The organism is Allofournierella sp., from assembly GCF_048388525.1.
Lineage (GTDB): Bacteria > Bacillota > Clostridia > Oscillospirales > Ruminococcaceae > BQOK01.
Window position 1 is genome coordinate 1 of record NZ_DBGCTQ010000074.1, and the last position, 19,718, is coordinate 19,718.

Consider the following 19,718-nt stretch of genomic DNA (forward strand, 5'->3'; position numbering starts at 1 on the left):
GCTTTGAGTTTTTGGAGCAGCGGGCGAAGCAGGATCTGGCCGCCGATGTGCCGGTGGTGCTGATCAGCGGCGACGCCTCCACCGAGAACGCGCTGAAGGCCTACGGCTACGACGTGGCCGACGTGATCGGCAAGCCGTTCGACCCGCGGGTGGTGCTGCGGCGGGTGAGCAACATCATTGATCTGTACCGCCACAAATACGAGCTGGAGATGATGGTGGCCGACCAGACCCAAAAGCTGCGCCGCCAGAACGAACTGCTCCGCTCCAACAACCAGCACCTGATCGACCTGCTCAGCAACGTGGTGGAGTTCCGCGATGTGGAGAGCGGCGAGCACATCAAGCGCATGAAAGCGCTGACGACCCTGATCGCCCAGCAGGTGGCAAAAGACTTTCCGGAGTATGGCCTGGACGACGGAGAGATCGAGATCATTACCAGCGCCGCGGCGCTGCACGACATTGGCAAGATCGCCATTCCGGACAGCATCCTTTTAAAGCCCGGCCGCCTGACCGGCGAGGAATTTGAGATCATGAAGACGCATACGGTGCAGGGATGCAGGATCCTGGAATCGGCACAGATTTTTAACGATAAAAAGTATTACGATTACAGCTACGACATCTGCCGCCACCACCACGAGCGGTGGGATGGAAGGGGCTACCCGGACGGCCTGGCGGGGGACGGGATTTCGATTGCGGCCCAGATCGTGAGCCTGGCCGATGTGTACGACGCGCTTACCAGCGTGCGCGTTTACAAGCCCGCGTATACCCCGGAAGAGGCAATGCATATGATCCAGAACGGCGAGTGCGGCAGCTTTAACCCCAAGCTGCTGGCCTGCTTTGAAAAGGTACAGAAAAGGCTGCACAGCGTGTAAGCAAGCCGGAAAGGACCTGGAAAATGAGCGAGAACAATTACGAGGCGCTGCTCGGGTGCGGCTTTGACCTTAAGGAAGCCCTGGAACGCTTTATGAACAACCAAGCCCTGCTGGAAAAGTTTTTGCGCAAGTTTTTGGAGGATCCCACCTACAGCGCGCTGTGCGAGGCCATGGAGCGGAGCGACAGCACCGAGGCGTTCCGGTGTGTGCACACCATCAAGGGGGTGGCGGGCAACCTGGCCCTGCACGGCCTGTATGATGCGGCCTGCCGGCTGACCGAAACGCTGCGCGGGGCGCAAAGCATGGAGCAGGCGAACCTGCGCGGCGCAGGCGCGGCATTCGACGCCCTGTGCAAACAGTATACGGGCACCTGCGACGCGATTAAAATCTGCATTGAACGGTAAACCCATCTGCGCCAAACAAGGCTGCCTGTGCAAAGGACACCCCTTTGCAGGGTAGCCTTTTTTGAGGGGGCGGGGCAAAAAAGAGGCCAAGCCCACATATAAATCGAAAATAGGGAGCATTCCATTATGGAGCAGAATGCGCTGAAGTTCAAAATGACCCGGGCCGAGTTTGCCCGCTGGGCTCTTTTGCTGAACCTGGGGCTTGCGATCAGTGCGGCGGGCATCCACTTTTTTAAAACGCCCAACCGCTTTGCCATGGGCGGTACCAGCGGCATCTCGATTTTATTGTCGACTTTATTCCCGCGGCTGGACGTGGGCGGCGCCATGTTTATTGTGAACGGCGCGCTGGTGCTGCTGGGCCTGGCGTTTTTGGGCAGGCGGGCCATGGGGGTGACCATTTATTCCTCGTTTGCCATTTCGGCCTTTGTGACGGTGCTGGAAAAGCTGGCGCCCATGCCCCGGCCCTTTACCGACGACACCCTGCTGGAATTGCTGTTTGCGGTGATCCTGCCGGCGGCGGGCAGCGCCATTGTGTTCAATGTGGGCGCCTCGACCGGGGGCACCGACATTGTGGCCATGATCCTGGCGAAGTTCACCAGCCTGGAGATCGGCAAGGCGCTGCTGGTGAGCGATTTTTTGATCGCGCTGGCCGCGGGCGGGCTGTATGGGATCAAGACCGGCCTGTACTGTGTGCTGGGGCTTTTGATGAAAGCCTTTTTGGTGGACAGCGTGATTGAGAGCCTGAACCTGCGCAAGGTGGTGACGGTGGTGAGCGCAGACCCGGAGGCGGTGAAGCAGTTCATTCTGGAAGCGCTGAACCGCAGCGCCACGGTATACACGGCAAAGGGGGCCTATACCGGCAAGGAGGAGCAGGTGCTTACCACCGTTTTGACCCGCCGGCAGACGGTGGCCCTGCGCAACCATTTGCGCCGGGTGGATCCCAAGGCGTTTTTGACCATTGTGAATTCCAGCGAGATCGTGGGCAAGGGGTTCCGGACCTTATAAGTGGGGCGCGAAGTTTTGCCAAATTTATTTATTTGCCGGAAACTTAATGCAAAATTCAAACTTTTAGGTTACAATTAGACCCTGTTTTTTGGCTTTTTGCACGGACAAGAGTAGGAGTGTTTAAACATGCGAGTCGGCTTGGACATTGGTTCCACCACCATTAAATGTGTGGTGCTGGACGACCGGGATCAGGTGGTGTTTGATACATACGAGCGGCACGGCAGCCACATTGTGGAAAAAGCCCGCGAGCTGCTGCGCAGGGTCGACAAAGAGCAGCTGGGCGGCAGGCACGCGTATCTTGCCATTTCCGGTTCGGCGGGCATGGGCCTGGCCGAGGGCTGCGGGGTGCCCTTTGTGCAGGAGGTGTTTGCCACCCGCGTGGCCGCAAAGCGCCTGACCCCGGCGGCGGACGTGGTGATTGAGCTGGGCGGCGAGGACGCCAAGATCCTGTTTTTGACCGGCGGCACCGAGGTGCGTATGAACGGCAGCTGCGCGGGCGGCACCGGCGCGTTTATTGACCAGATGGCCACCCTGCTGAAAATGACCCCCGAAGAACTGAACGCGGCGGCGGCCGGGGCGCAAAAGACCTATACCATCGCCAGCCGGTGCGGCGTGTTTGCAAAAAGCGACATCCAGCCGCTCATCAACCAGGGAGCGGCCGCGGGCGACATTGCGGCCTCGATTTACGGGGCGGTGGTGAACCAGACCATTGCGGGCCTGGCGCAGGGGCGCCCCATAGCGGGGAATATTTTGTATCTGGGCGGGCCGCTGACTTTCAACAGCGTGCTGCGCCAAAGCTTTGACAAGGCGCTGGGCGCGGAGGGGCTTTGCCCGGAGCACAGCCTGCATTTTGTGGCGCTGGGCGCTGCGTTTTACGCGGACGGCAAGTTCCGGCTTGCCGAGGTGGCAGACCGCATGGCCCATGCGGGCGCGGGCAGCTATGCCAGCCAGCCGCCCCTGTTCCGGGACCGGGCCGAATACGAGGCGTTTCACGCGCGGCATTTGAAAGCGTCGGTGCCCCGGGTGGCCTTTGGGGCCGAGTGCGGCCCGGTGCACATTGGCATTGACGCGGGCTCCACCACGGTAAAGCTGGCGGTGATCGACCAGAACGCGCACCTTTTGTTCACGGATTACCAGCCGAACCTGGGCAACCCCCTGCCGCTGATCCGCGAGGTGCTGCTGGGGCTTTACAACGCGCACCCGGATTTGCAGGTGGCCAGTGTGACCGCCACCGGCTACGGCGAAGAGCTGGTGCGCAGCGCCTTTTGCGCGGATGGGGGCGTGGTGGAAACGGTGGCCCACTTTACCGCGGCGCGCCACTTTTTGCCGGATGTGGATTTTATCATCGACATCGGCGGGCAGGATATGAAGTGTTTCAAGATCGAGGGCGGCGCCATCAGCGACATTTTTTTGAACGAGGCGTGCTCGTCGGGCTGCGGCAGCTTTTTGCAGACCTTTGCCGAGGCGCTGGGGTACGATGTGAAGGAGTTCGCGGCGCTGGGCCTGTTTGCGGATAAGCCGGTGGATCTGGGCAGCCGCTGCACCGTGTTCATGAATTCCAGCGTGAAGCAGGCCCAGAAGGATGGCGCGTCCATTCAGAACATTTCGGCGGGGCTCTCCATCAGCGTGGTGAAAAACGCGCTGTACAAGGTGATCCGCGCTTCCAGCCCCGAGGAGCTGGGCCGCCGCATTGTGGTGCAGGGCGGCACCTTTTACAACGAGGCCGTGCTGCGCGCCTTTGAAAAAGAAATGGGCGTGGAGGTGGTGCGGCCGGACATTGCGGGCCTGATGGGCGCGTTCGGCGCCGCGCTGCACGGCATGGCTCTGGCAAAGCCGGGGCAGGTGAGCACCCTGCTGAAAAAGGAGGAGCTGCTGGCCTTTACCCAGGAGACAAAAACCGTGCCCTGCGGCGGCTGCACCAACCACTGCCAGCTCACGGTGAACCTTTTCCCGGGCGGGCGGCGGCTGATCAGCGGCAACCGGTGCGAAAAGCCGGTGACCGGCAAGGGCGGCGACGGGGGCCTGAACCTTTACCGCTTCAAGCAGGAGCTGCTGGCGCGCTATAAGCCCGCCCCGGCAAAGCGGGGGACCATCGGCCTCCCTCTGTGCCTGAACATGTACGAGCTTTTGCCCTTCTGGCACGCCTTTTTCACGAGCCTTGGGTTTGCGGTGGTCACGAGCCCCGCTTCCACCCGGGAGCTGTATACGGCGGGGCAGGCCAGCATTCCCAGCGACACGGTGTGCTTCCCCGCGAAGCTGGCCCACGGGCACATCCGGGCGCTGGCTGAAATGGGTGTGGACGCGATCTTTTACCCCTGCATGAGCTACAACCTGGACGAGCGCCTGGGCGACAACCATTACAACTGCCCGGTGGTGGCCTATTACCCCGAGGTGCTGGAGGTCAACTGCCCGGAGCTTGCGCGGCTGCCCTTTATCAGCGATTTTGTGGGCCTGCACCGCCCCGGCGATTTTAAAAAGAAGATGCCGGACATTTTGGCAAAATACTTCCGCGGCATTTCAAAGCAGGAGGTGGCCCGCGCGGCCGACCTTGCCTATGCCGAGTACGCGGCCCACATGCAGCGCCTGCGGGACAAGGGCGCCGAGATCATTGAAAAGGCCCGGGCGGCGGGCAAACGGATTATTGTGCTGGCGGGCCGGCCTTACCACGTGGACCCCGAGGTGAACCACGGCATCGACGCGCTGATCTGCCGCCACGGCGCCGCGGTGGTGACCGAGGACAGCGTGGCCTGGCATATGCAGAAATTTGCCACCACCGTGCTGAACCAGTGGACCTATCACTCGCGGCTGTACGCCGCGGCGAAATACTGCACCACCCAGCCTGATATGGACCTGGTGCAGCTGGTGAGCTTTGGCTGCGGGGTGGACGCAATCACCACCGACGAGACCCGCGAGATCCTGCAGGCGGGGGGCAAATTGTACACGCAGCTCAAGATTGACGAGATCACCAACCTGGGCGCGGTGAACATCCGGCTTCGCAGCCTGTTTGCCGCGCTGGACGAAAAGCAGCGGGGGGAGGGATAAGCCCATGGAAGGCGGCTACGTGCACTTTACCAAAGAGATGAAAAAGACCCACACCATACTGATTCCCAACATGGCTCCGCTGCAATTTTCGATTTTGCAGGCGGCGCTGGAGCGCGAGGGATACAAAACCGAGATCCTGGGCAACTGCGGCAGCCAGGTGGCGCAGCTGGGGCTGAAATACGTTCACAACGACACCTGCTACCCGGCGCTGCTGGTGATCGGCCAGTTTTTGGACGCGCTGGGCAGCGGCAAATACGACCTGGAACACACCGCGCTGCTCATTACCCAGACGGGCGGCGGCTGCCGCGCCTCGAACTACATCCACCTTTTGCGCAAGGCGCTGGTAAAAGCGGGCTACGGCGGCATTCCGGTGGCAAGCCTGAACTTTGCCGGGCTGGAAAAGGACTCGGGGTTCCAAATGACCCTGCCCATGCTGAAAATGGCCCTGGCGGCCGTGATCTACGGCGATCTGATCATGGCGCTGCGCAATCAGACCGCGCCCTATGAATTGGAGGCGGGCGCCGCCGAGGCGCTGGCCCAGAGCTGGGTGGGCACCATCCGCGGCTGGTTTTTGCAGGGCAGGGGCGGCAGCGCAAAGGAGATGAAAGCGGCTTTTTCCGGCATTGCGCAGGCGTTTGCGGCCATTCCGGTGAAACGCACGCCCAAGGTGAAGGTGGGCGTTGTGGGCGAGATCTATGTAAAATATTCGCCCCTGGGCAACAACCGCCTGGAGGAGTTTTTGGCCGGCGAGGGGTGCGAGGTGAACCTGCCGGGTCTTTTGGGGTTCGTGCAGTACTGCATCAGCAACGCGGGCGACACGGTGCGCTTTTACGGGGGCAGCCGCGCGCTGGTGTGGGGCACCGAGGCGCTTTTGAAGCATCTGGATAAGATCGAGCAGGCCAGCGCCCAGGCGCTGCGGGCCGCCGGCTACCACGCGCCGGCCCGCTTTTTGGACCTGCGGAACATGGCGGACGGTATCATCAGCCGCGGCAACAAGATGGGGGAGGGCTGGCTGCTCACCGCCGAGATGGTGGAGCTGGTCACCAGCGGGTACGAGAACATCGTGTGCGCCCAGCCCTTCGGCTGCCTGCCGAACCACATCTGCGGCAAGGGCATGATCAGCCGCATCCGGGCGCTGTACCCGGCGGCCAACATCACCCCCATTGACTACGACCCCAGCGCAACGCCCGTGAATCAGGAGAACCGCATCAAGCTGATGCTGAGCGTGGCGAAGGAGCGGCTGGAAGAGGGCGGGCCGGCCCTGCCCGCGCAGCCGCTGGCCGGGCCGGTGGAGAGCGAGGGGGCCAAGGTGCCCGCCTACCTGTAAACGGGCGCGGGAGAGAGAAAAAAAGCAGGCGCGTGGGGGCGCCCGCACCGCCCGGGGCAGGGCCCGGAGCGGCAGAAAAAAGGAGGACGCATGGCGCAGCTGGTAATTTTTGATATGGAGTGGAACATGGGCTACCAGCCCAAGACATTTTGCTACCAGGGGGTGGAGCAGACCCTGCGGGGCGAGGTGATCCAGATTGGTGCGGTGCGCATGGATGGCCAGCGGATTGCGGACACCTTCCGGGTGACCATGCGGCCGCGCATTTTTCCGAAATTGTACCATCATGTGGCAAAGGTGACCGGGCTGACCCAGGCGGACCTTGCCGCGGGGGTGCCGGTGAAGGAGGGCCTGGCCCGGTTCATGGAATGGTGCGGCCCGGATGCGGCGCTGGGCGAGTGGGGCCTGGACGACGTGCCGGTTTTAAAGCAGAACCTGGTGCTGGCCGGGCTGGACGAGGCCTGGCCGGCAAGGTGGTATGATCTGCAGCGGGTGTTCACGGGGCAGCGGCCCCGGGCCGAGGGCGAGGGCATGACCCTGGAGAGCGTGGTGGAACGCCTGGGGATTGAGAAGGACGAGGCGTTTCACGACGCGCTGGCGGACGCAATTTACACCGCCAAGGTGTGCCAGTTCGTGGACATTGCCAAGGGCCTGGCCGACTACCCCAGCGAGGAGGAACAGCTAAAAGAGCTGCTCTGCCCGCCGGACAAGGCGCGCAGCGGGTTTGCCATGTGGCCGGGCTATGTGGATGGCGAGGCCTGGCTGACCGACCCCGCCCTGCGCGGGGCGGGGTGCCCTGTGTGCGGCGGGGCGCTGCGGCCGGATGGCGACGGCGTGTGGCTGCGCAGGGGCAACAACTGCCTTTACAGCCTGGGCCGGTGCCCGGAGCACGGGCCGGCCATGGTGTGGCTGCGGCGCATGCGCACCGACGGGCTGCACTACACCTTTGCCCGTGCGGTGGAGGCGGCCGACGAGACGATGCTGACCAAGTGGGGAAAAGAGAAAAAATCAGCCCTGGAGCGCGCGCGCCGCAAAAAAGAGCGGGAAGCGGCCGAGGCGCTGGAGCGGGCGAAAAACGCTGGAAGATAACGCGCCGCACCCCATAACTCAAATGACAAAGCGCCCCTGCACGGCTTGCAGGGGCGCTTCTTTTTTCTTGACAGGGCGGTTTGGGGCATGCTATCGTTAGAAAAACGCCAAGGGAGGTGGGGGACATGCGGGAACACCCGGTGCGCGCGCGGCTGCGCCAGTGGATTGCAAACGTGGCCAGCATCATTGAGATCGTGATCTCGGTGATGGTGCTGATCGCCATTGGCATTGCGGGGGTCCGCATTGCCGGCGAGGTGTTGGAGCTGGCCGGCACGGCGGATGTGAGCGGCCGCTTTTCGGACTTTTTAAACCACGCGTTCACCCTGATCATTGGGGTGGAGTTTATCAAAATGCTGGCAAAGCACACCCCGGGCTCGGCCATTGAGGTGCTGCTGGTGGCCATTGCAAGGCAGATGGTGGTGGAGCACTCGACCCCGGTGGAAAACCTGCTGGGGATCCTGGCCATTCTGCTGCTTTTTGTGATTCGCAAATATTTGTTTGTGCCCTCGTTCGGCGAGCACCCGCCCGCCGGGGCGCAGCCGCCGGAAAAAAGCGGGGAAGGGTGAAAAGCAGCTGCCGCGCAGGGGCGGGGCATGGATGTGCAAAAAAACAGATCAAAAGGCCGCACAGGACTTTATACCATCCTGGGGAAAGCCCTGATTTCCTGCGGGTTTGCGCATATCAGCCCCGTACTGTGTTAAAAGTTCTTGCAACATTTTTGTAAAGTTGGGCGGGATTTTCCCGCCTACAAAGCGGGAAACCCCCTGCGCCGACGGTTTGAATATAATAAGCCGCTGCCTAGCTGCGGGAGGGATGACATGGCATAAAGAACGACTGCGAAAGCGGAAAGACGGATTAAAACAACCTTACAAATGATAATTCAGTGTTTCTTCCGATGATTCCTGCGAACAATAGCAACTACTGCTCCTGTCAACATAATGGCCATATAACTGCATGCCCAAATTATCCACATGCTGTTTAACCCTATGCCATAGTCAAATTGAAATAGATAACCGATAAAGAAACCCAAAATATATCCTATAACAACAAAGGCAGAAAGAGTATTGTTGTGCAGCGCAATACCAAAAACAGCAATTACGATTGCTCCAAACACAAATAGCCAAAGTGGCCATTCTCTCATTCCGTGAATACTAAACAAAGGAAATCTAAAAACCAAAAAAGCAACTGCAAGGCCTATCATGGAAATAAATCCCGGCAATCGTTTTTTCATATTTGCCCCCTTTCTTTCACAGGGTCTTTGCCTTTTAGAATCAGCATGATGTTTTCTTCATTCATCACATTTGGTTTTTTTATTGTGGGCAATCAAAAAGCGCGGGGGTTACCCCGCGCTTTTCTTACGGGCTTTATTCCAGCACCACCAGCTCGGGCGGGGCCAAAAAGCGGAAGGGGACCCCGCTCATGCCGATGCCCCGGCTGACGAACAGCTGGCCCGCGCCGTGCCCCTGGGGCCGGTAGAGGCCGTAGGGGTAAAGCTTGCCGCCCGGCGGCAGGATCATGCGGGTGATCACCGGCAGGCGCACCTGCCCGGCGTGGCTGTGGCCCGCCAGAACCAGGTCGGTGGCTTTTAAGGGCAGGTAACGGCACTTGTCCGGCATGTGGCACAGGGTCACGCGCCAGCACCCGGCCGGCAGCTGCCGCATGACCTCCCCGCCGGAATAAGGGGCAAGGCCGCACACCGCGATTTCCGGGCAGGGGCGCGCGAGCTGGTCCCACAAAACGGTAAAGCCCCCCTCGGTGAACAGCAGTTCAAAAAAAGGGCGGGCGCCCTGGCGCACGTCGTGGTTGCCCAGCACCGCAAATTTGCCCAGCGGGGCCCGGATGCGCCGCAGCTGGGCCGCGATCCAGGAAAAGGGCAGGGCGTGGACATCCTGCAAAAAGTGGGCAAAGAAGTCGCCCCCGAACAGCACAAGCTCCGGCTGCTCGGCGTTGATGGCGTTTACCACCTGTTCCAGATGGGCGGGCGGATACATGGGCCCCAGGTGCAGATCAGTAAAAAATACGGTCTTTACAGGCGGGCGTTTTGCCAGCCGGGGGCGGGTGAGGACCAGGCGCTCCGGCTCGATTTTTGCCGCGTAGTGCGCCAGGCCCAGGGCTGCCGCACAGGCGGCGCCCACCAGCGCGGCGCATTCACCTTGCTTCATGAAAGGCCTCCTTCAAGTTGGGATGTGTAGTTCATTATACCAGAAACCCCGGCGTTTTAACACAAAAGCGGCGGCGCGCAGGGCATTTTGAAGGAAAAGGGCGGCCCCGCCCGGGCCGCCCGAAAAGTTTTAATACCCCACGATGATGCCGCCGCTCTCGGCATAAAAGCTGGTCAGGCCGCTGCAGGGCAGCACGATGGCTTTGGCGCCCGGCCACTTTTTTTCGATGCCGGTCTTGAGCATCTGCGCGCCCTTTTCGTTTTGGCAGTGACTGATGACGGCGGGCACCTGGCCGTGGTAGCCCCGGTGGTCCATCTCTTCCAGGATCAGGGCCAGCATGCGGGTTTCGCCCCGGGTCTTGTGCAGCATTTCCAGCTTGCCGTCGTCGCTTCCGCGGCCCACGGCACGCATGCTCATCACGCCCGCCACAAAGCCCACCAGCTTGCTGACCCGGCCGTTTTTGACCAGGTTGTCAAAGCTGGCCAGGGCGAACAGGATCTGCCGCTGCTGGAACCAGATCTCCCACTCCTTCACCAGATCTTCAAAGGGCAGGCCCCGGGCGATCAGGTCGTTCGCCTTCCAGATGGCGAGCGCCATCTCGCCGCCGGTGGACAGGCTGTCCAGCACGTGGATCTTTTTTTCGGGGTGGTTTTCCAGCACCATATCACGGGCCACCATGGCGCTGTTGTAGCTGCCGGACAGATTGCTGCTGATGGTGACGGCCAGGACCTGATCGGCCATGAGGAACTTTTCGGCCCACTCCTCGGGGCTGGGACAGGCGGTGGTGGAGGCCCCGTTAAAGTTGTGCATCGCCTCGATCATGCTGTCCACGTCCAGGGCCGCGTTGTCTACAAATTCACGCTCGCCCACCCGTATTTTCAGGGGAACGGTGGAATAGGCAACGCCGGGCGCGGCGTTCGGCAGGGTGCGCAGCTCGCCGGAGGAATCGCTTACAATCATCCAGGACATGGCAAAAAACAGCTCCTTTTGCAGTAAGGCGGCGAAAAACGCCGCAACATCTAGTTTTTGAAACTATGTTATTGTTTATTATAGAGGATCAGCACGGCGGAGTCAAGGCAAAAAGTGTGAACATGCCGTGACAAATGCGTAGCGGCCTGCTACAATAAAGCAAGAAAATGCCGGGAGGAAAGAATACCGCATGAAACAGAAAAATACCGGACCGGTGCTGGTCTTTTTTGCGGCCGTGCTGATGAGCCTGGGGGGCATTCTGATCAAAACGATCCCGTGGGGGGCCATGGCGATCAACAGCGGGCGCAACCTGTTTGCAGCGCTGGTGACCTTTGCGTATATGAGGGCGACCGGCTATAAGCTGCGGCTGAACAAAACCGTGCTGGGCTGCGCGGCGTGCATTGCCGCCTGCTGTGTTACCTACACGCTGGCCACGCGCCTTACCACGGCGGCGAACGCGGTGGTGCTGCAATATACCAGCCCGGTGTTCATATTATTGTACCTGTGGGTGTTTTTTCATCAGAGGCCCCGGCGGCTGGACCTGGCGGCCTGCGGCGTGGTGTTTGCGGGCATGGCCTGCTGCTTTGCGGGCAGCCTTTCGGGCGGCGGCATGGCGGGCAACCTGCTGGCGCTGGTGGCGGCGTCGACCTATGCGGTGGTGTTCATGGTGAACATGTTCCCGGGGGCCGACAGCTTTTCGAGCTATTTTTGGAGCCAGGTGCTGGGCTTTCTGGCGGGGCTGCCCTGGCTGCTGAGCGAGCCCTCGTTCAGCGCGGGCAGTTGGGGCGCCGTTGCTTTTATGGGGGCGGTGCAGGTGGGCCTTGCCTACCTGCTGATGGCCAAGGGGCTGGCCCACACAAAGCCGGTGGCCGCAAACCTGATCTGCATGACCGAGCCGGTTCTGAACCCCATTTGGGTAGCGCTGTTCTACGGCGAGACGGTGGGGCCCTTGAGCCTTGTGGGCATTGGCGTCGTGCTGTGCGGGCTGATGGTATATAATGTTGCGGGGACAAAAAAACAGACGGAGGCGGATTGAATGGACGCACCGGAACGCAGGCGCCGCCAGTTGGCGCTGAAGGAACAGCTTGCAGTGGAGCGGCAGCGGCAAAAAGCGCCCGGCGCGCTGGCCGCCGCGCTGGCGGGCAGGGTGCCGCCCGGCCTGAAAGATACCCTGGAAAGGGCGTTTTGCGCCGCGTTCCGGCTGGTGTTTCAAAAGGGCGCGGGCGTGATTGAGAAAACGTATTCCAAAGAGGAGCTGCGGGCCGGCGCGGCCCGCCTGGAACGGGCGGTGGAGGCCCGGCCCAGCGCGGTGAACCTGCGCCGGATGGAAAAGGGCGCGGCAAAGGGCGGCGCGGCGGCCAGCATCGGCACGGTGGCAGAGGGAGGCGTGCTGGGGCTTTTGGGCATTGGGCTGCCGGATATCCCGCTGTTTACCGCCGTGCTGCTGCGGGGGGTGTATCAGACCGCGCTGGGATATGGGTTCGGCTATGAAACAAACGGGGAGCGGGCGTACCTTTTGAGCGTGCTGTGCTGTGCGCTGGCTGAGGGCGAAGCGGCCCCCCGCTGGGCGGCGGAGGCGGACCGGCTGGCCCGCCGCCTGGACGGGCCGGGCCGCCTGGTGATCGAGCCCCCGGCGCTGGAGGGGTATATCGCCGCCGCCGGCGGCGCGCTGGCGGGGGCGATGCTGACCGCCAAATTTGTGCAGGGGCTGCCGATCGTGGGGGTGGCGGGGGGAGCCGCCAACCTGGCGGTGTACCGGCAGGTGCTGGAGCGCGCGCGGCTGAAGTACCAGCTGCGCTGGCTGGAAAAACGCGCGGCCGCCGAAGGCCGGGAATGAGAGGGACAGGGGGTGCGGCGCTGAAAAGGGGCCTGCACACTGGACGGCGTTCTGAAAATCCGCTATACTGGAAAAAAGGGGTGGAAGCCATGCTGGATTTCAGAATGAGGACCTTTTTGGAGGTCTGCCGGTGCCTGAATTATACGCGGGCCGCGGAAAAGCTGAATATCACCCAGCCCGCCGTGACACAGCATATCCAGTATCTTCAGGAGTACTACGGCGTAAAGCTTTTTGCCTACCGCAACAAGCAGCTCGCCTTAACGGCCGGGGGCGCCGCCCTGCGCGACGCGGCCGTTACCATGCTGCACGACGAGGAAAAGCTGCGGCGGGATCTGCAGGATCTCCAGGGCGGCAAGCGCTCGCTGCGGTTCGGGGCCACCCTGACCATCGGGGCCTACGCGCTGCCCGGGCGGCTGGCCGCCTATATCAAGCGCCACCCGGAGATCCGCATCCACATCCTGGTGGAAAACACACAGGTGCTGCTGCGGGAGCTGGACGAGGGGCGCCTTGACTTTGCCCTGGTGGAGGGGTATTTCCGCAAGGACGCGTACGATTTTCTGGTTTGGGCGGTGGAGCCGTATATCTGCGTGTGCGCGGCGGGCCACCCCCTGCCGGAGGGGCAGGTCCGGCTGGAGGATCTTTTCTGCGAGAATCTGATCCTTCGTAACCCCGGCTCGGGCTCCCGCGAGGTGCTGGTGAGGGTGCTGGAGGAGCGAAATTACTGCCCGGACGATTTTTGCCATGTGGTGGAGGTCAGCGACCTGAAGCTCATCAAGGAGCTGGTAAAGGCGGACTGCGGGGTTTCGTTTTTATACCGCCGGGCCGCGGAGCGCGAGCTGGCGGAGGGCACGCTGCGCCAAGTGCCCCTGGCGGATTTTCATGTGGAGCACGAGTTTACCTTCCTTTGGCGGAAGGGCAGCGTTTTTGAGAGCGAGTTCCGGCAGCTTTTCAAAGAGCTGTGCGAACCGTTTGGATAAGTTTTTGCTGCGGCAGCAGGAGCCTCCCGAACCCCTTGCAAGGGGGCCGGGAGGCTCTTTTCAGGCATTACAAAAGTTTATCGAATAATAAATAACTCTAATTTTTCATTATGCCTCAACTGTGTTAAAATCGAAACAGCGGCGGGCGCCCGGCCCGCCGGAATCGAACATAGGAGGGTTACAGAATGGGCTATTCGCTCGATGGCGCCCAGGCGGACCAGGTGCTCCGCGCACTGCGCAGGGATTACCGCGTTTGGGCCCCAAGGCGCTTTCCAAAACAGGGGCGCTACTCTGACACCGACGTGGTGCGGTATGCGGAGGTGGAGCATTTCAGCGATATCGTGTGGGATGTGAAATCCGACTACCCGGCCAAAGAGGCCGTTACCCCCATTCAGCAGGCCCTTTTTTACTTTACGGAGGACGAGTACCGCGAGAGCAAGGGCCCCGCAAAGCCGGTCCTGCTGCTGGCCCGCCCCTGCGACATCAACGCCCAGCACATCCAGGCGAAGATCTACGCGGGCAACGGCGGCTACAACGATTTTTATTACCAGAGGATGCGCGGCGCGGTGAGGTTTGCCATGATGGAGTGCGGCGGGGGCGACGACACCTGCTTTTGCGTGTCGATGGGCACCAACCGCACCGCCGACTACTCGCTGGCGCTCCGGTTTTCGACCGGGGGGGTCCAGGTGCAGGTGGCGGACGGCGCTTTCGCGCAGTATTTCGAGGGCATGCCCCAGGCGGACTACCGCCCTGCGTTCGTGGAGGAAAACCAGCTCAAGGTGGAGCTGCCGGACCTTTCGGACAAAGAGGTGCGCCTGGCGCTGAAAAAGCACCCCATGTGGAAGGAATTCGATTCCCGCTGCATCTCCTGCGGCAGTTGCACGGTGGCCTGCTCCACCTGCACCTGCTTTACCACCCGTGACATCTGCTACGGCGACAACCCGGAGGTTGGTGAGCGGCGGCGGGTGAGCGCCTCGTGCCAGGTGGCGGGGTTTGACCAGATGGCGGGCCAGAGGGAGTTCCGGGCCACTGCGGGCGACCGGATGCGCTACAAGGTGCTGCACAAGTTCCACGATTACAAGGCCCGCTTCGGCGAGGGTGATATGTGTGTGGGCTGCGGGCGCTGCACCCACCGCTGCCCGGAGCTGATCTCGATCGCGGCGACCCTTGACAAGGTCAGCGCGGCGGTGCGGGAGATCAAAGCCGGCATGGCCGGGGAAGGAAGGTGAGCCGCATGGCGAATAACCCTGTTAAGCCACAGCCCTGCAGGATCCTGGACGTGAAAAAAGAGAGCGCCCACGAATGGACCTTCCGGGTGGAGACCGACGCGAGGCCCGAGCACGGGCAGTTCATGCAGCTGTCCATCCCCAAGGTGGGCGAGGCGCCGATCTCGGTTTCGGCCCAGGGGGACGGCTGGCTGGAATTCACCATCCGCAGCGTGGGCCGGGTTACCAACGTGATCTTTGAAAAAACAGCGGGGGACACCCTGTTCCTGCGCGGGCCCTATGGCAGGGGCTGGCCGGTGGAGCAGTTCCGGGGCAAGCACCTGGTGGTCATTACCGGGGGCACCGGGCTGGCGCCCGTGCGCTCGCTGCTGCGCCAGTGCGCGCAGCAGCCGGGCCTTGTGCGGGACGTTCACCTGATCTGCGGGTTCAAAAACGAGGAGGGCATCGTTTTTGAAAGCGAGCTCATGGAATGGAAAGAAAAATTCCGCACGATCTACGCCCTGGACACCGACAAAAAGGATGGCTGGCGCACCGGCTTTGTGACCGAGTTCGTGAAAGAGATCCCCTTCGCGGCCTTTGGAGGGGATTATGCGGCGGTGGTGGTGGGCCCGCCCCCCATGATGAAGTTTACCGGCCTGGAGCTGGTGAAGTGCGGGGCGGATCCGGCCAAGCTGTGGATGAGCTTTGAGCGCAAGATGTCCTGCGCGGTGGGGAAATGCGGTCACTGCCGCATCGACGAGGTGTATGTGTGCCTGGACGGGCCGGTGTTCCCCTATACCGTGGCCCGGGGCCTGGTGGACTGAGAGGAGCTGGAGAGATGAATCAAGACATCAATGTCAAAAAAGTGCGCCTGAACTGCTTGCGCCAGTCCAAGGTGCCCGGCGAATTCATGCTTCAGATGCGGGTGCCCGGCGGCTTTATCGACGCGAAGTATCTGGCCGTTATCCAGCACATCGCCAAGACCTGGGGCGACGGGAATTTCCATTTCGGCACCCGCCAGACCTTTGATATCACGGGGATCCGGTATGAAAATATCCCCGCGGTGAACGCGTACCTGAAGGACTATATCCAGGAGGTGGACGCGGAGCTGTGCAACGTGGACATGGACACCGTGGCCCATGAGCCCCAGCAATGGGACCCCGAGAGCGGTTACCCCACCATCGGCGCGCGGAACATCACCGCCTGCGTGGGCAACTACCACTGCATCTGCGGCAACTGCAACACCTTTGAGCTGGCCCGCAAGATCGAGCCCATCATCTTTCCCAGCCATTACCACATCAAGATCAACATCGCGGGCTGCCCCAACGACTGCAACAAGGCCCATCTGTGTGATTTCGGCATCATCGGGGTGGCGCGCATGACCTACCACCCCGAGCGCTGCATTGGCTGCGGGGCCTGCGTGCGCGCCTGCGAAAAGGGGGCCACCCGGGTGCTCTCGCTCAACGAGGACACTGGCAAGATCGAGAAGGACCCCTGCTGCTGCGTGGGCTGCGGCGAGTGCGTGCGCGCCTGCCCGGCCAGCGCCTGGACCAGACAGGAAACCAAGTTTTACCGGGTGATCCTGGGCGGGCGCACCGGCCGCCAGACCCCGCGCACCGGCAAAATGTTTTTGAACTGGGCCACCGAGGAGGTGGTGCTGGGCGTTTTGAAAAACTGGCAGAAGTTTTCGGCCTGGGCCATGGATTACAAGCCGGAATATCTGCACGGCGGCCATCTGATCGACCGGGCGGGCTATAAAAAGTTCAAGCAGCTCATTCTGGAAGGGGTAGAGCTGAACCCGGAATGCCTGGTGGCCGAGGATATTTTCTGGCATGAGACCGAGTACCGCTCCAACTTCAACGTCAAGCCCATCAGCCAGCATCACAGCGCCGGGCCTGCCGGCCAGTAACGGCCGCAGCGCCCCGCGCTGTTCGGGCCCGCCGCAGGAAAAAGCCGCGGCGGGCCTTTTTGGGATCAAAGGATCGGAGGAAACAACGTGAAAAAAATATTTCCGGCCATTCTGGCCCTGTGCCTGTTGTTTGCGGGCTGCGGAGGGGCCGCCGCGCCCACAGCCGGCGCCGGTGCGGCGCCGCCCGCCCTTACGGACTGTGCCGGCCGGGCGGTGGAGCTGCAGGCCCGCCCCCAGCGGGTGGTGGGGCTGTCGTCCTCTATGGCGGAGATCTGGCAGCTGGCCGGGGGCGCGCTGGCAGGCGTGACCGACGATATGGTGAACGAGCGGGGCATGGAGGTGGGGGAGGCGGCCATTGTGGGCACCATCAAAAAGCCGTCGGTGGAGGCGATCCTGGCGCTGGAACCGGATCTGGTGATCTATTCGGCGGACATCGAGGGCCATCTGGAGGCCGCCGCGGTGCTGGCGCAGAGCGGCATCCCCTGCTATGCGGCCAAGGTGGAGGCGTTTGACGACTACCTGAAGGTGCTGGCGGATTTTACCGCCCTGACCGGCCGCGGGGATCTTTACGAACAGAACGGCCGAGCGGTGCAGGAAAAGATCAGGGCGCTGCGGGCCATGGCCCCCACAGGGGGCGAGGCACCCACCGCGCTTTATCTGCGCGCCTATTCCAGCGGCGTGAAGGTAAAAGCCAGCGACAATGTGGCCTGTGATATCCTGGCCGACGTGGGGGCGGTGAACGTGGCCCAGGGCAACAGCGCCCTGGAGGAGCTGAGCATGGAGGCCATTGTGGCGGCAGACCCGGAGTTTATCTTTGCCGTTACCATGGGCGACGAGGCGGCGGCGGTGGAGGAGCTGGACCGCACCCTGCGGGCGAACCCCGCGTGGGACGGCCTGACCGCCGTGCGGAACGGGAACTTTTATCTGCTGCCCAAGGACCTGTTCCACTACAAGCCCAACGCTAGATGGGGGGAAGCCTATGAATACCTGCTGCGCATCCTCTGGCCGGAGGTGTATGGGGCGGCATAAGCCGCTGCTTCTGGCGCTGTGCCTGGGGGGCACGGCCGCGCTTTTTGCCCTGGCGCTGTGCCTCGGGCCCTCGGGCATCGGGCCGGGCCAGGTGCTGGACTGGCTTTTGGGGCGGGAGGTGGGCGCCGCGGCGGCCAACATCCTGGCCTATGCCCGGCTGCCCCGGGCGGTGGCCGCCTATCTGTGCGGCGCGGCGCTGGCGGTGGCCGGCCTGCTGCTGCAGGCGGCCCTGAGCAACGCCCTGGCCGCGCCCTCTACCGTGGGGGTGAACGCGGGGGCGGGCTTTTTCGTGGTGCTGGCGGGCATCCTTTTTCCGCTCTCGCTAACAGCCCGCACGGCGGCGGCCTTTTTTGGGGCGTTTCTGGCCGCGATGACGGTGTACGGCCTCGCCCGCAGCACCGGCGGCTCCCGCATGACCATCGTGCTGGCGGGCGTTGCTCTCACGAGCCTGCTCTCGGCTGGCAGCGACGCGCTGGTCACCCTTTGGCCCGAGGCGGTGATGGATCGCTCCAGCTTTTCCATCGGCGGGTTCGGCGGGGTCGCAGTGCCCTCGGTGGGGGGCGTGCTGCCCTTTTTGCTGGCGGGGCTGGCGGGGGCCGTGCTGCTTTCGGGGCGGCTGAACGTTCTTTTGCTGGGCGACGAGGTGGCCGCCTCGCTGGGGGTGCATGTGGGGCTGTGCCGCTTTTACGCGCTCTTGTGCGCGGCGCTGCTGGCCGCCTGCGCGGTGAGCATGGGCGGGCTGATCAGCTTTGTGGGGCTGCTTGTGCCCCACGCTTTGCGGTTTACAGTGGGCAGCGACTACCGCTGGCTCACCCCGTTTTCGGCCCTGGCCGGCGGGATGTTCCTGCTGATGTGCGATACCTGTTCCCGCACGTTGTTCGGCCCGTATGAGCTGCCGGTGGGCATTTTGCTTTCGTTTTTGGGGGCGCCCTTTTTCCTGTGGCTTTTGCTGGGCAGAAAAGGGAGGCTGGCGCTGTGATCGAACTGAAGGAGCTCCGGGTGGCGTACGGGGAAAAGGAAGTGCTGAAAGGGGTCACCACCGTGTTTGCGCAGGGGGCTTTCACCTGCGTGATCGGGCCCAACGGCGGGGGGAAATCCACCCTGCTGCGGGCTATGGCGGGGCTGGCGGCATACCGCGGCGGCGTGCGGGTGGACGGCGCGGACCTGCAAGAGCTCTCGCGGCGCGGGCGGGCCCAAAAGCTTGCCTACCTGCCCCAGACCCGCCCCGTGCCGGACATCGACGCCCGCACCCTGATCGCGCACGGACGGTTCCCGCACCTGGGGTTTTCCAAGACGCTCACCGCGCGGGACAGGGAGCTGGTGGAGCAGGCCGCCGTGCGCACGGGCTGCGCAGCGTTTTTGGACCGGAAGCTGGGCGAGCTTTCGGGCGGCGAGCGGCAGCGGGTGTATCTGGCCATGGTGGTGGCTCAGGACGCCCGCACCATTTTGCTGGATGAGCCGTGCACCTATCTGGACATCCGCCACCAGCTGGAACTGCTGGAGCTGCTGCAAAGCCTGCATGCTTCGGGCAGGTCGGTCATCATGGTGGCCCACGATCTGCCCCAGGCGTTTGCCTGCGCCACCGAGCTCAAGGTGCTGGACGGCGGGGCCCTTGCCGCGGAGGGAACGCCGGAGAGCCTGTTTGGGCACCCCGCGGTGCCCCGCGCCTTTGGGGTGGCGGTGGCGCGGGACGAGAGGCCGGACAGCCTGTACCACTGCCGGCTGACGGCCCCGCCGGAGGGGCCCGGGCACGGCGCGGGGTAGAGCCTGCGACACAACAGAAAAACGGCGCCATGTTAGGCGCCGTTTTTTTGTTGTGCCGCCCCACAAAGGCCGGGGAAAGGGGCAGCCGGCAGCGAAAGGCAGCGGCCGACCTTTTTGAAATTTGCAGGGCCCG

19 protein-coding genes are annotated in these 19,718 nt (G+C 62.7%); 16 read left to right on the plus strand and 3 right to left on the minus strand.

Translation table 11 applies throughout. The features are described from left to right. The 7 genes from ACMLHZ_RS09505 to ACMLHZ_RS09535 all read left to right on the plus strand — a co-directional run. Nucleotides 1-869, plus strand: an 869-nt coding sequence (locus ACMLHZ_RS09505; RefSeq protein ID WP_418667490.1) for an HD-GYP domain-containing protein, incomplete at its 5' end; no start/stop codon positions are given. Nucleotides 870-892: 23 nt separating this feature from the next. Next, complete coding sequence (locus ACMLHZ_RS09510) at nucleotides 893-1,273, plus strand: Hpt domain-containing protein (protein WP_418667491.1); 381 nt, start codon at nucleotides 893-895, stop codon at nucleotides 1,271-1,273. Nucleotides 1,274-1,399: 126 nt separating this feature from the next. Further along, a complete protein-coding gene (locus ACMLHZ_RS09515; RefSeq protein WP_418667492.1) occupies nucleotides 1,400-2,278 on the plus strand; it encodes a YitT family protein in 879 nt (292 codons plus the stop codon). Between the two features lie 126 nt (nucleotides 2,279-2,404). Next, nucleotides 2,405-5,320 (plus strand): acyl-CoA dehydratase activase-related protein, encoded by a 2,916-nt coding sequence (locus ACMLHZ_RS09520; RefSeq protein WP_418667493.1) that lies wholly within the window; start codon nucleotides 2,405-2,407, stop codon nucleotides 5,318-5,320. 4 nt (nucleotides 5,321-5,324) lie between these two features. Then, a complete protein-coding gene (locus ACMLHZ_RS09525; protein ID WP_418667494.1) occupies nucleotides 5,325-6,647 on the plus strand; it encodes a 2-hydroxyglutaryl-CoA dehydratase in 1,323 nt (440 codons plus the stop codon). Between the two features lie 90 nt (nucleotides 6,648-6,737). Next, nucleotides 6,738-7,733, plus strand: coding sequence for an exonuclease domain-containing protein (locus tag ACMLHZ_RS09530; protein ID WP_418667495.1), 996 nt, complete (start codon nucleotides 6,738-6,740; stop codon nucleotides 7,731-7,733). A gap of 125 nt (nucleotides 7,734-7,858) precedes the next feature. Next, entirely contained in the window at nucleotides 7,859-8,299 is a 441-nt protein-coding gene (locus tag ACMLHZ_RS09535) for a phosphate-starvation-inducible PsiE family protein (RefSeq protein WP_418667496.1), read from the plus strand. 314 nt (nucleotides 8,300-8,613) lie between these two features. Here the strand turns inward: ACMLHZ_RS09535 and ACMLHZ_RS09540 are convergent, their stop codons facing one another. The 3 genes from ACMLHZ_RS09540 to ACMLHZ_RS09550 form a co-directional block, all read right to left on the minus strand. Continuing rightward, nucleotides 8,614-8,964: a hypothetical protein gene (locus ACMLHZ_RS09540; protein WP_418667497.1), complete on the minus strand. Its 351-nt coding sequence runs from the start codon at nucleotides 8,962-8,964 to the stop codon at nucleotides 8,614-8,616. 133 nt (nucleotides 8,965-9,097) lie between these two features. Beyond that, nucleotides 9,098-9,895 carry a metallophosphoesterase gene (locus ACMLHZ_RS09545; RefSeq protein WP_418667498.1) on the minus strand — a complete coding sequence of 266 codons (798 nt, stop codon included), beginning with the start codon at nucleotides 9,893-9,895 and terminating at the stop codon, nucleotides 9,098-9,100. A 129-nt stretch (nucleotides 9,896-10,024) separates the two neighbouring features. Continuing rightward, complete coding sequence (locus ACMLHZ_RS09550; RefSeq protein ID WP_418667499.1) at nucleotides 10,025-10,864, minus strand: DegV family protein; 840 nt, start codon at nucleotides 10,862-10,864, stop codon at nucleotides 10,025-10,027. Between the two features lie 190 nt (nucleotides 10,865-11,054). On the opposite strand from ACMLHZ_RS09550, the gene ACMLHZ_RS09555 reads away from it, so the two are divergent. The 9 genes from ACMLHZ_RS09555 to ACMLHZ_RS09595 all read left to right on the plus strand — a co-directional run bounded on the left by ACMLHZ_RS09555 (nucleotide 11,055) and on the right by ACMLHZ_RS09595 (nucleotide 19,585). Then, on the plus strand, nucleotides 11,055-11,900 hold the full coding sequence (locus ACMLHZ_RS09555; protein WP_418667500.1) for a DMT family transporter: 846 nt from the start codon (nucleotides 11,055-11,057) through the stop codon (nucleotides 11,898-11,900). Next, the gene (locus ACMLHZ_RS09560; protein WP_418667501.1) at nucleotides 11,901-12,701 is read left to right on the plus strand and encodes an EcsC family protein; all 801 of its coding nucleotides are present in this window, start codon (nucleotides 11,901-11,903) and stop codon (nucleotides 12,699-12,701) included. It abuts the gene before it with no gap. 89 nt (nucleotides 12,702-12,790) lie between these two features. Next, a complete protein-coding gene (locus ACMLHZ_RS09565; RefSeq protein ID WP_418667502.1) occupies nucleotides 12,791-13,678 on the plus strand; it encodes a LysR family transcriptional regulator in 888 nt (295 codons plus the stop codon). 185 nt (nucleotides 13,679-13,863) lie between these two features. Beyond that, nucleotides 13,864-14,907 carry an anaerobic sulfite reductase subunit AsrA gene (gene asrA, locus ACMLHZ_RS09570; protein ID WP_418667503.1) on the plus strand — a complete coding sequence of 348 codons (1,044 nt, stop codon included), beginning with the start codon at nucleotides 13,864-13,866 and terminating at the stop codon, nucleotides 14,905-14,907. A gap of 5 nt (nucleotides 14,908-14,912) precedes the next feature. Further along, on the plus strand, nucleotides 14,913-15,707 hold the full coding sequence (gene asrB / locus ACMLHZ_RS09575) for an anaerobic sulfite reductase subunit AsrB (protein ID WP_418667504.1): 795 nt from the start codon (nucleotides 14,913-14,915) through the stop codon (nucleotides 15,705-15,707). Nucleotides 15,708-15,721: 14 nt separating this feature from the next. Then, the gene (asrC, locus tag ACMLHZ_RS09580) at nucleotides 15,722-16,792 is read left to right on the plus strand and encodes a sulfite reductase subunit C (protein ID WP_418667505.1); all 1,071 of its coding nucleotides are present in this window, start codon (nucleotides 15,722-15,724) and stop codon (nucleotides 16,790-16,792) included. Nucleotides 16,793-16,879: 87 nt separating this feature from the next. Next, nucleotides 16,880-17,821 carry an ABC transporter substrate-binding protein gene (locus tag ACMLHZ_RS09585; protein WP_418667506.1) on the plus strand — a complete coding sequence of 314 codons (942 nt, stop codon included), beginning with the start codon at nucleotides 16,880-16,882 and terminating at the stop codon, nucleotides 17,819-17,821. Then, nucleotides 17,808-18,800, plus strand: coding sequence for a FecCD family ABC transporter permease (locus ACMLHZ_RS09590; RefSeq protein ID WP_418667507.1), 993 nt, complete (start codon nucleotides 17,808-17,810; stop codon nucleotides 18,798-18,800). The genes ACMLHZ_RS09585 and ACMLHZ_RS09590 overlap by 14 nt, the downstream gene beginning before the upstream one ends. Then, nucleotides 18,797-19,585, plus strand: a complete 789-nt coding sequence (locus ACMLHZ_RS09595) for an ABC transporter ATP-binding protein (RefSeq protein ID WP_418667508.1) — start codon at nucleotides 18,797-18,799, stop codon at nucleotides 19,583-19,585. The genes ACMLHZ_RS09590 and ACMLHZ_RS09595 overlap by 4 nt, the downstream gene beginning before the upstream one ends. Nucleotides 19,586-19,718 lie beyond the last annotated feature (133 nt).

Coding starts and splice junctions, on each gene's coding strand:
- ACMLHZ_RS09510 (WP_418667491.1), top strand. CDS start 893: ATGAGCGAGAACAATTACGAGGCGCTGCTCGGGTGCGGCTTTGACCTT.
- ACMLHZ_RS09525 (WP_418667494.1), top strand. CDS start 5,325: ATGGAAGGCGGCTACGTGCACTTTACCAAAGAGATGAAAAAGACCCAC.
- ACMLHZ_RS09520 (WP_418667493.1), top strand. CDS start 2,405: ATGCGAGTCGGCTTGGACATTGGTTCCACCACCATTAAATGTGTGGTG.
- ACMLHZ_RS09550 (WP_418667499.1), bottom strand. CDS start 10,864: ATGTCCTGGATGATTGTAAGCGATTCCTCCGGCGAGCTGCGCACCCTG.
- ACMLHZ_RS09590 (WP_418667507.1), top strand. CDS start 17,808: ATGGGGCGGCATAAGCCGCTGCTTCTGGCGCTGTGCCTGGGGGGCACG.
- ACMLHZ_RS09565 (WP_418667502.1), top strand. CDS start 12,791: ATGCTGGATTTCAGAATGAGGACCTTTTTGGAGGTCTGCCGGTGCCTG.
- ACMLHZ_RS09535 (WP_418667496.1), top strand. CDS start 7,859: ATGCGGGAACACCCGGTGCGCGCGCGGCTGCGCCAGTGGATTGCAAAC.
- asrC (WP_418667505.1), top strand. CDS start 15,722: ATGAATCAAGACATCAATGTCAAAAAAGTGCGCCTGAACTGCTTGCGC.
- ACMLHZ_RS09555 (WP_418667500.1), top strand. CDS start 11,055: ATGAAACAGAAAAATACCGGACCGGTGCTGGTCTTTTTTGCGGCCGTG.
- asrA (WP_418667503.1), top strand. CDS start 13,864: ATGGGCTATTCGCTCGATGGCGCCCAGGCGGACCAGGTGCTCCGCGCA.
- asrB (WP_418667504.1), top strand. CDS start 14,913: ATGGCGAATAACCCTGTTAAGCCACAGCCCTGCAGGATCCTGGACGTG.
- ACMLHZ_RS09530 (WP_418667495.1), top strand. CDS start 6,738: ATGGCGCAGCTGGTAATTTTTGATATGGAGTGGAACATGGGCTACCAG.
- ACMLHZ_RS09560 (WP_418667501.1), top strand. CDS start 11,901: ATGGACGCACCGGAACGCAGGCGCCGCCAGTTGGCGCTGAAGGAACAG.
- ACMLHZ_RS09540 (WP_418667497.1), bottom strand. CDS start 8,964: ATGAAAAAACGATTGCCGGGATTTATTTCCATGATAGGCCTTGCAGTT.
- ACMLHZ_RS09515 (WP_418667492.1), top strand. CDS start 1,400: ATGGAGCAGAATGCGCTGAAGTTCAAAATGACCCGGGCCGAGTTTGCC.
- ACMLHZ_RS09545 (WP_418667498.1), bottom strand. CDS start 9,895: ATGAAGCAAGGTGAATGCGCCGCGCTGGTGGGCGCCGCCTGTGCGGCA.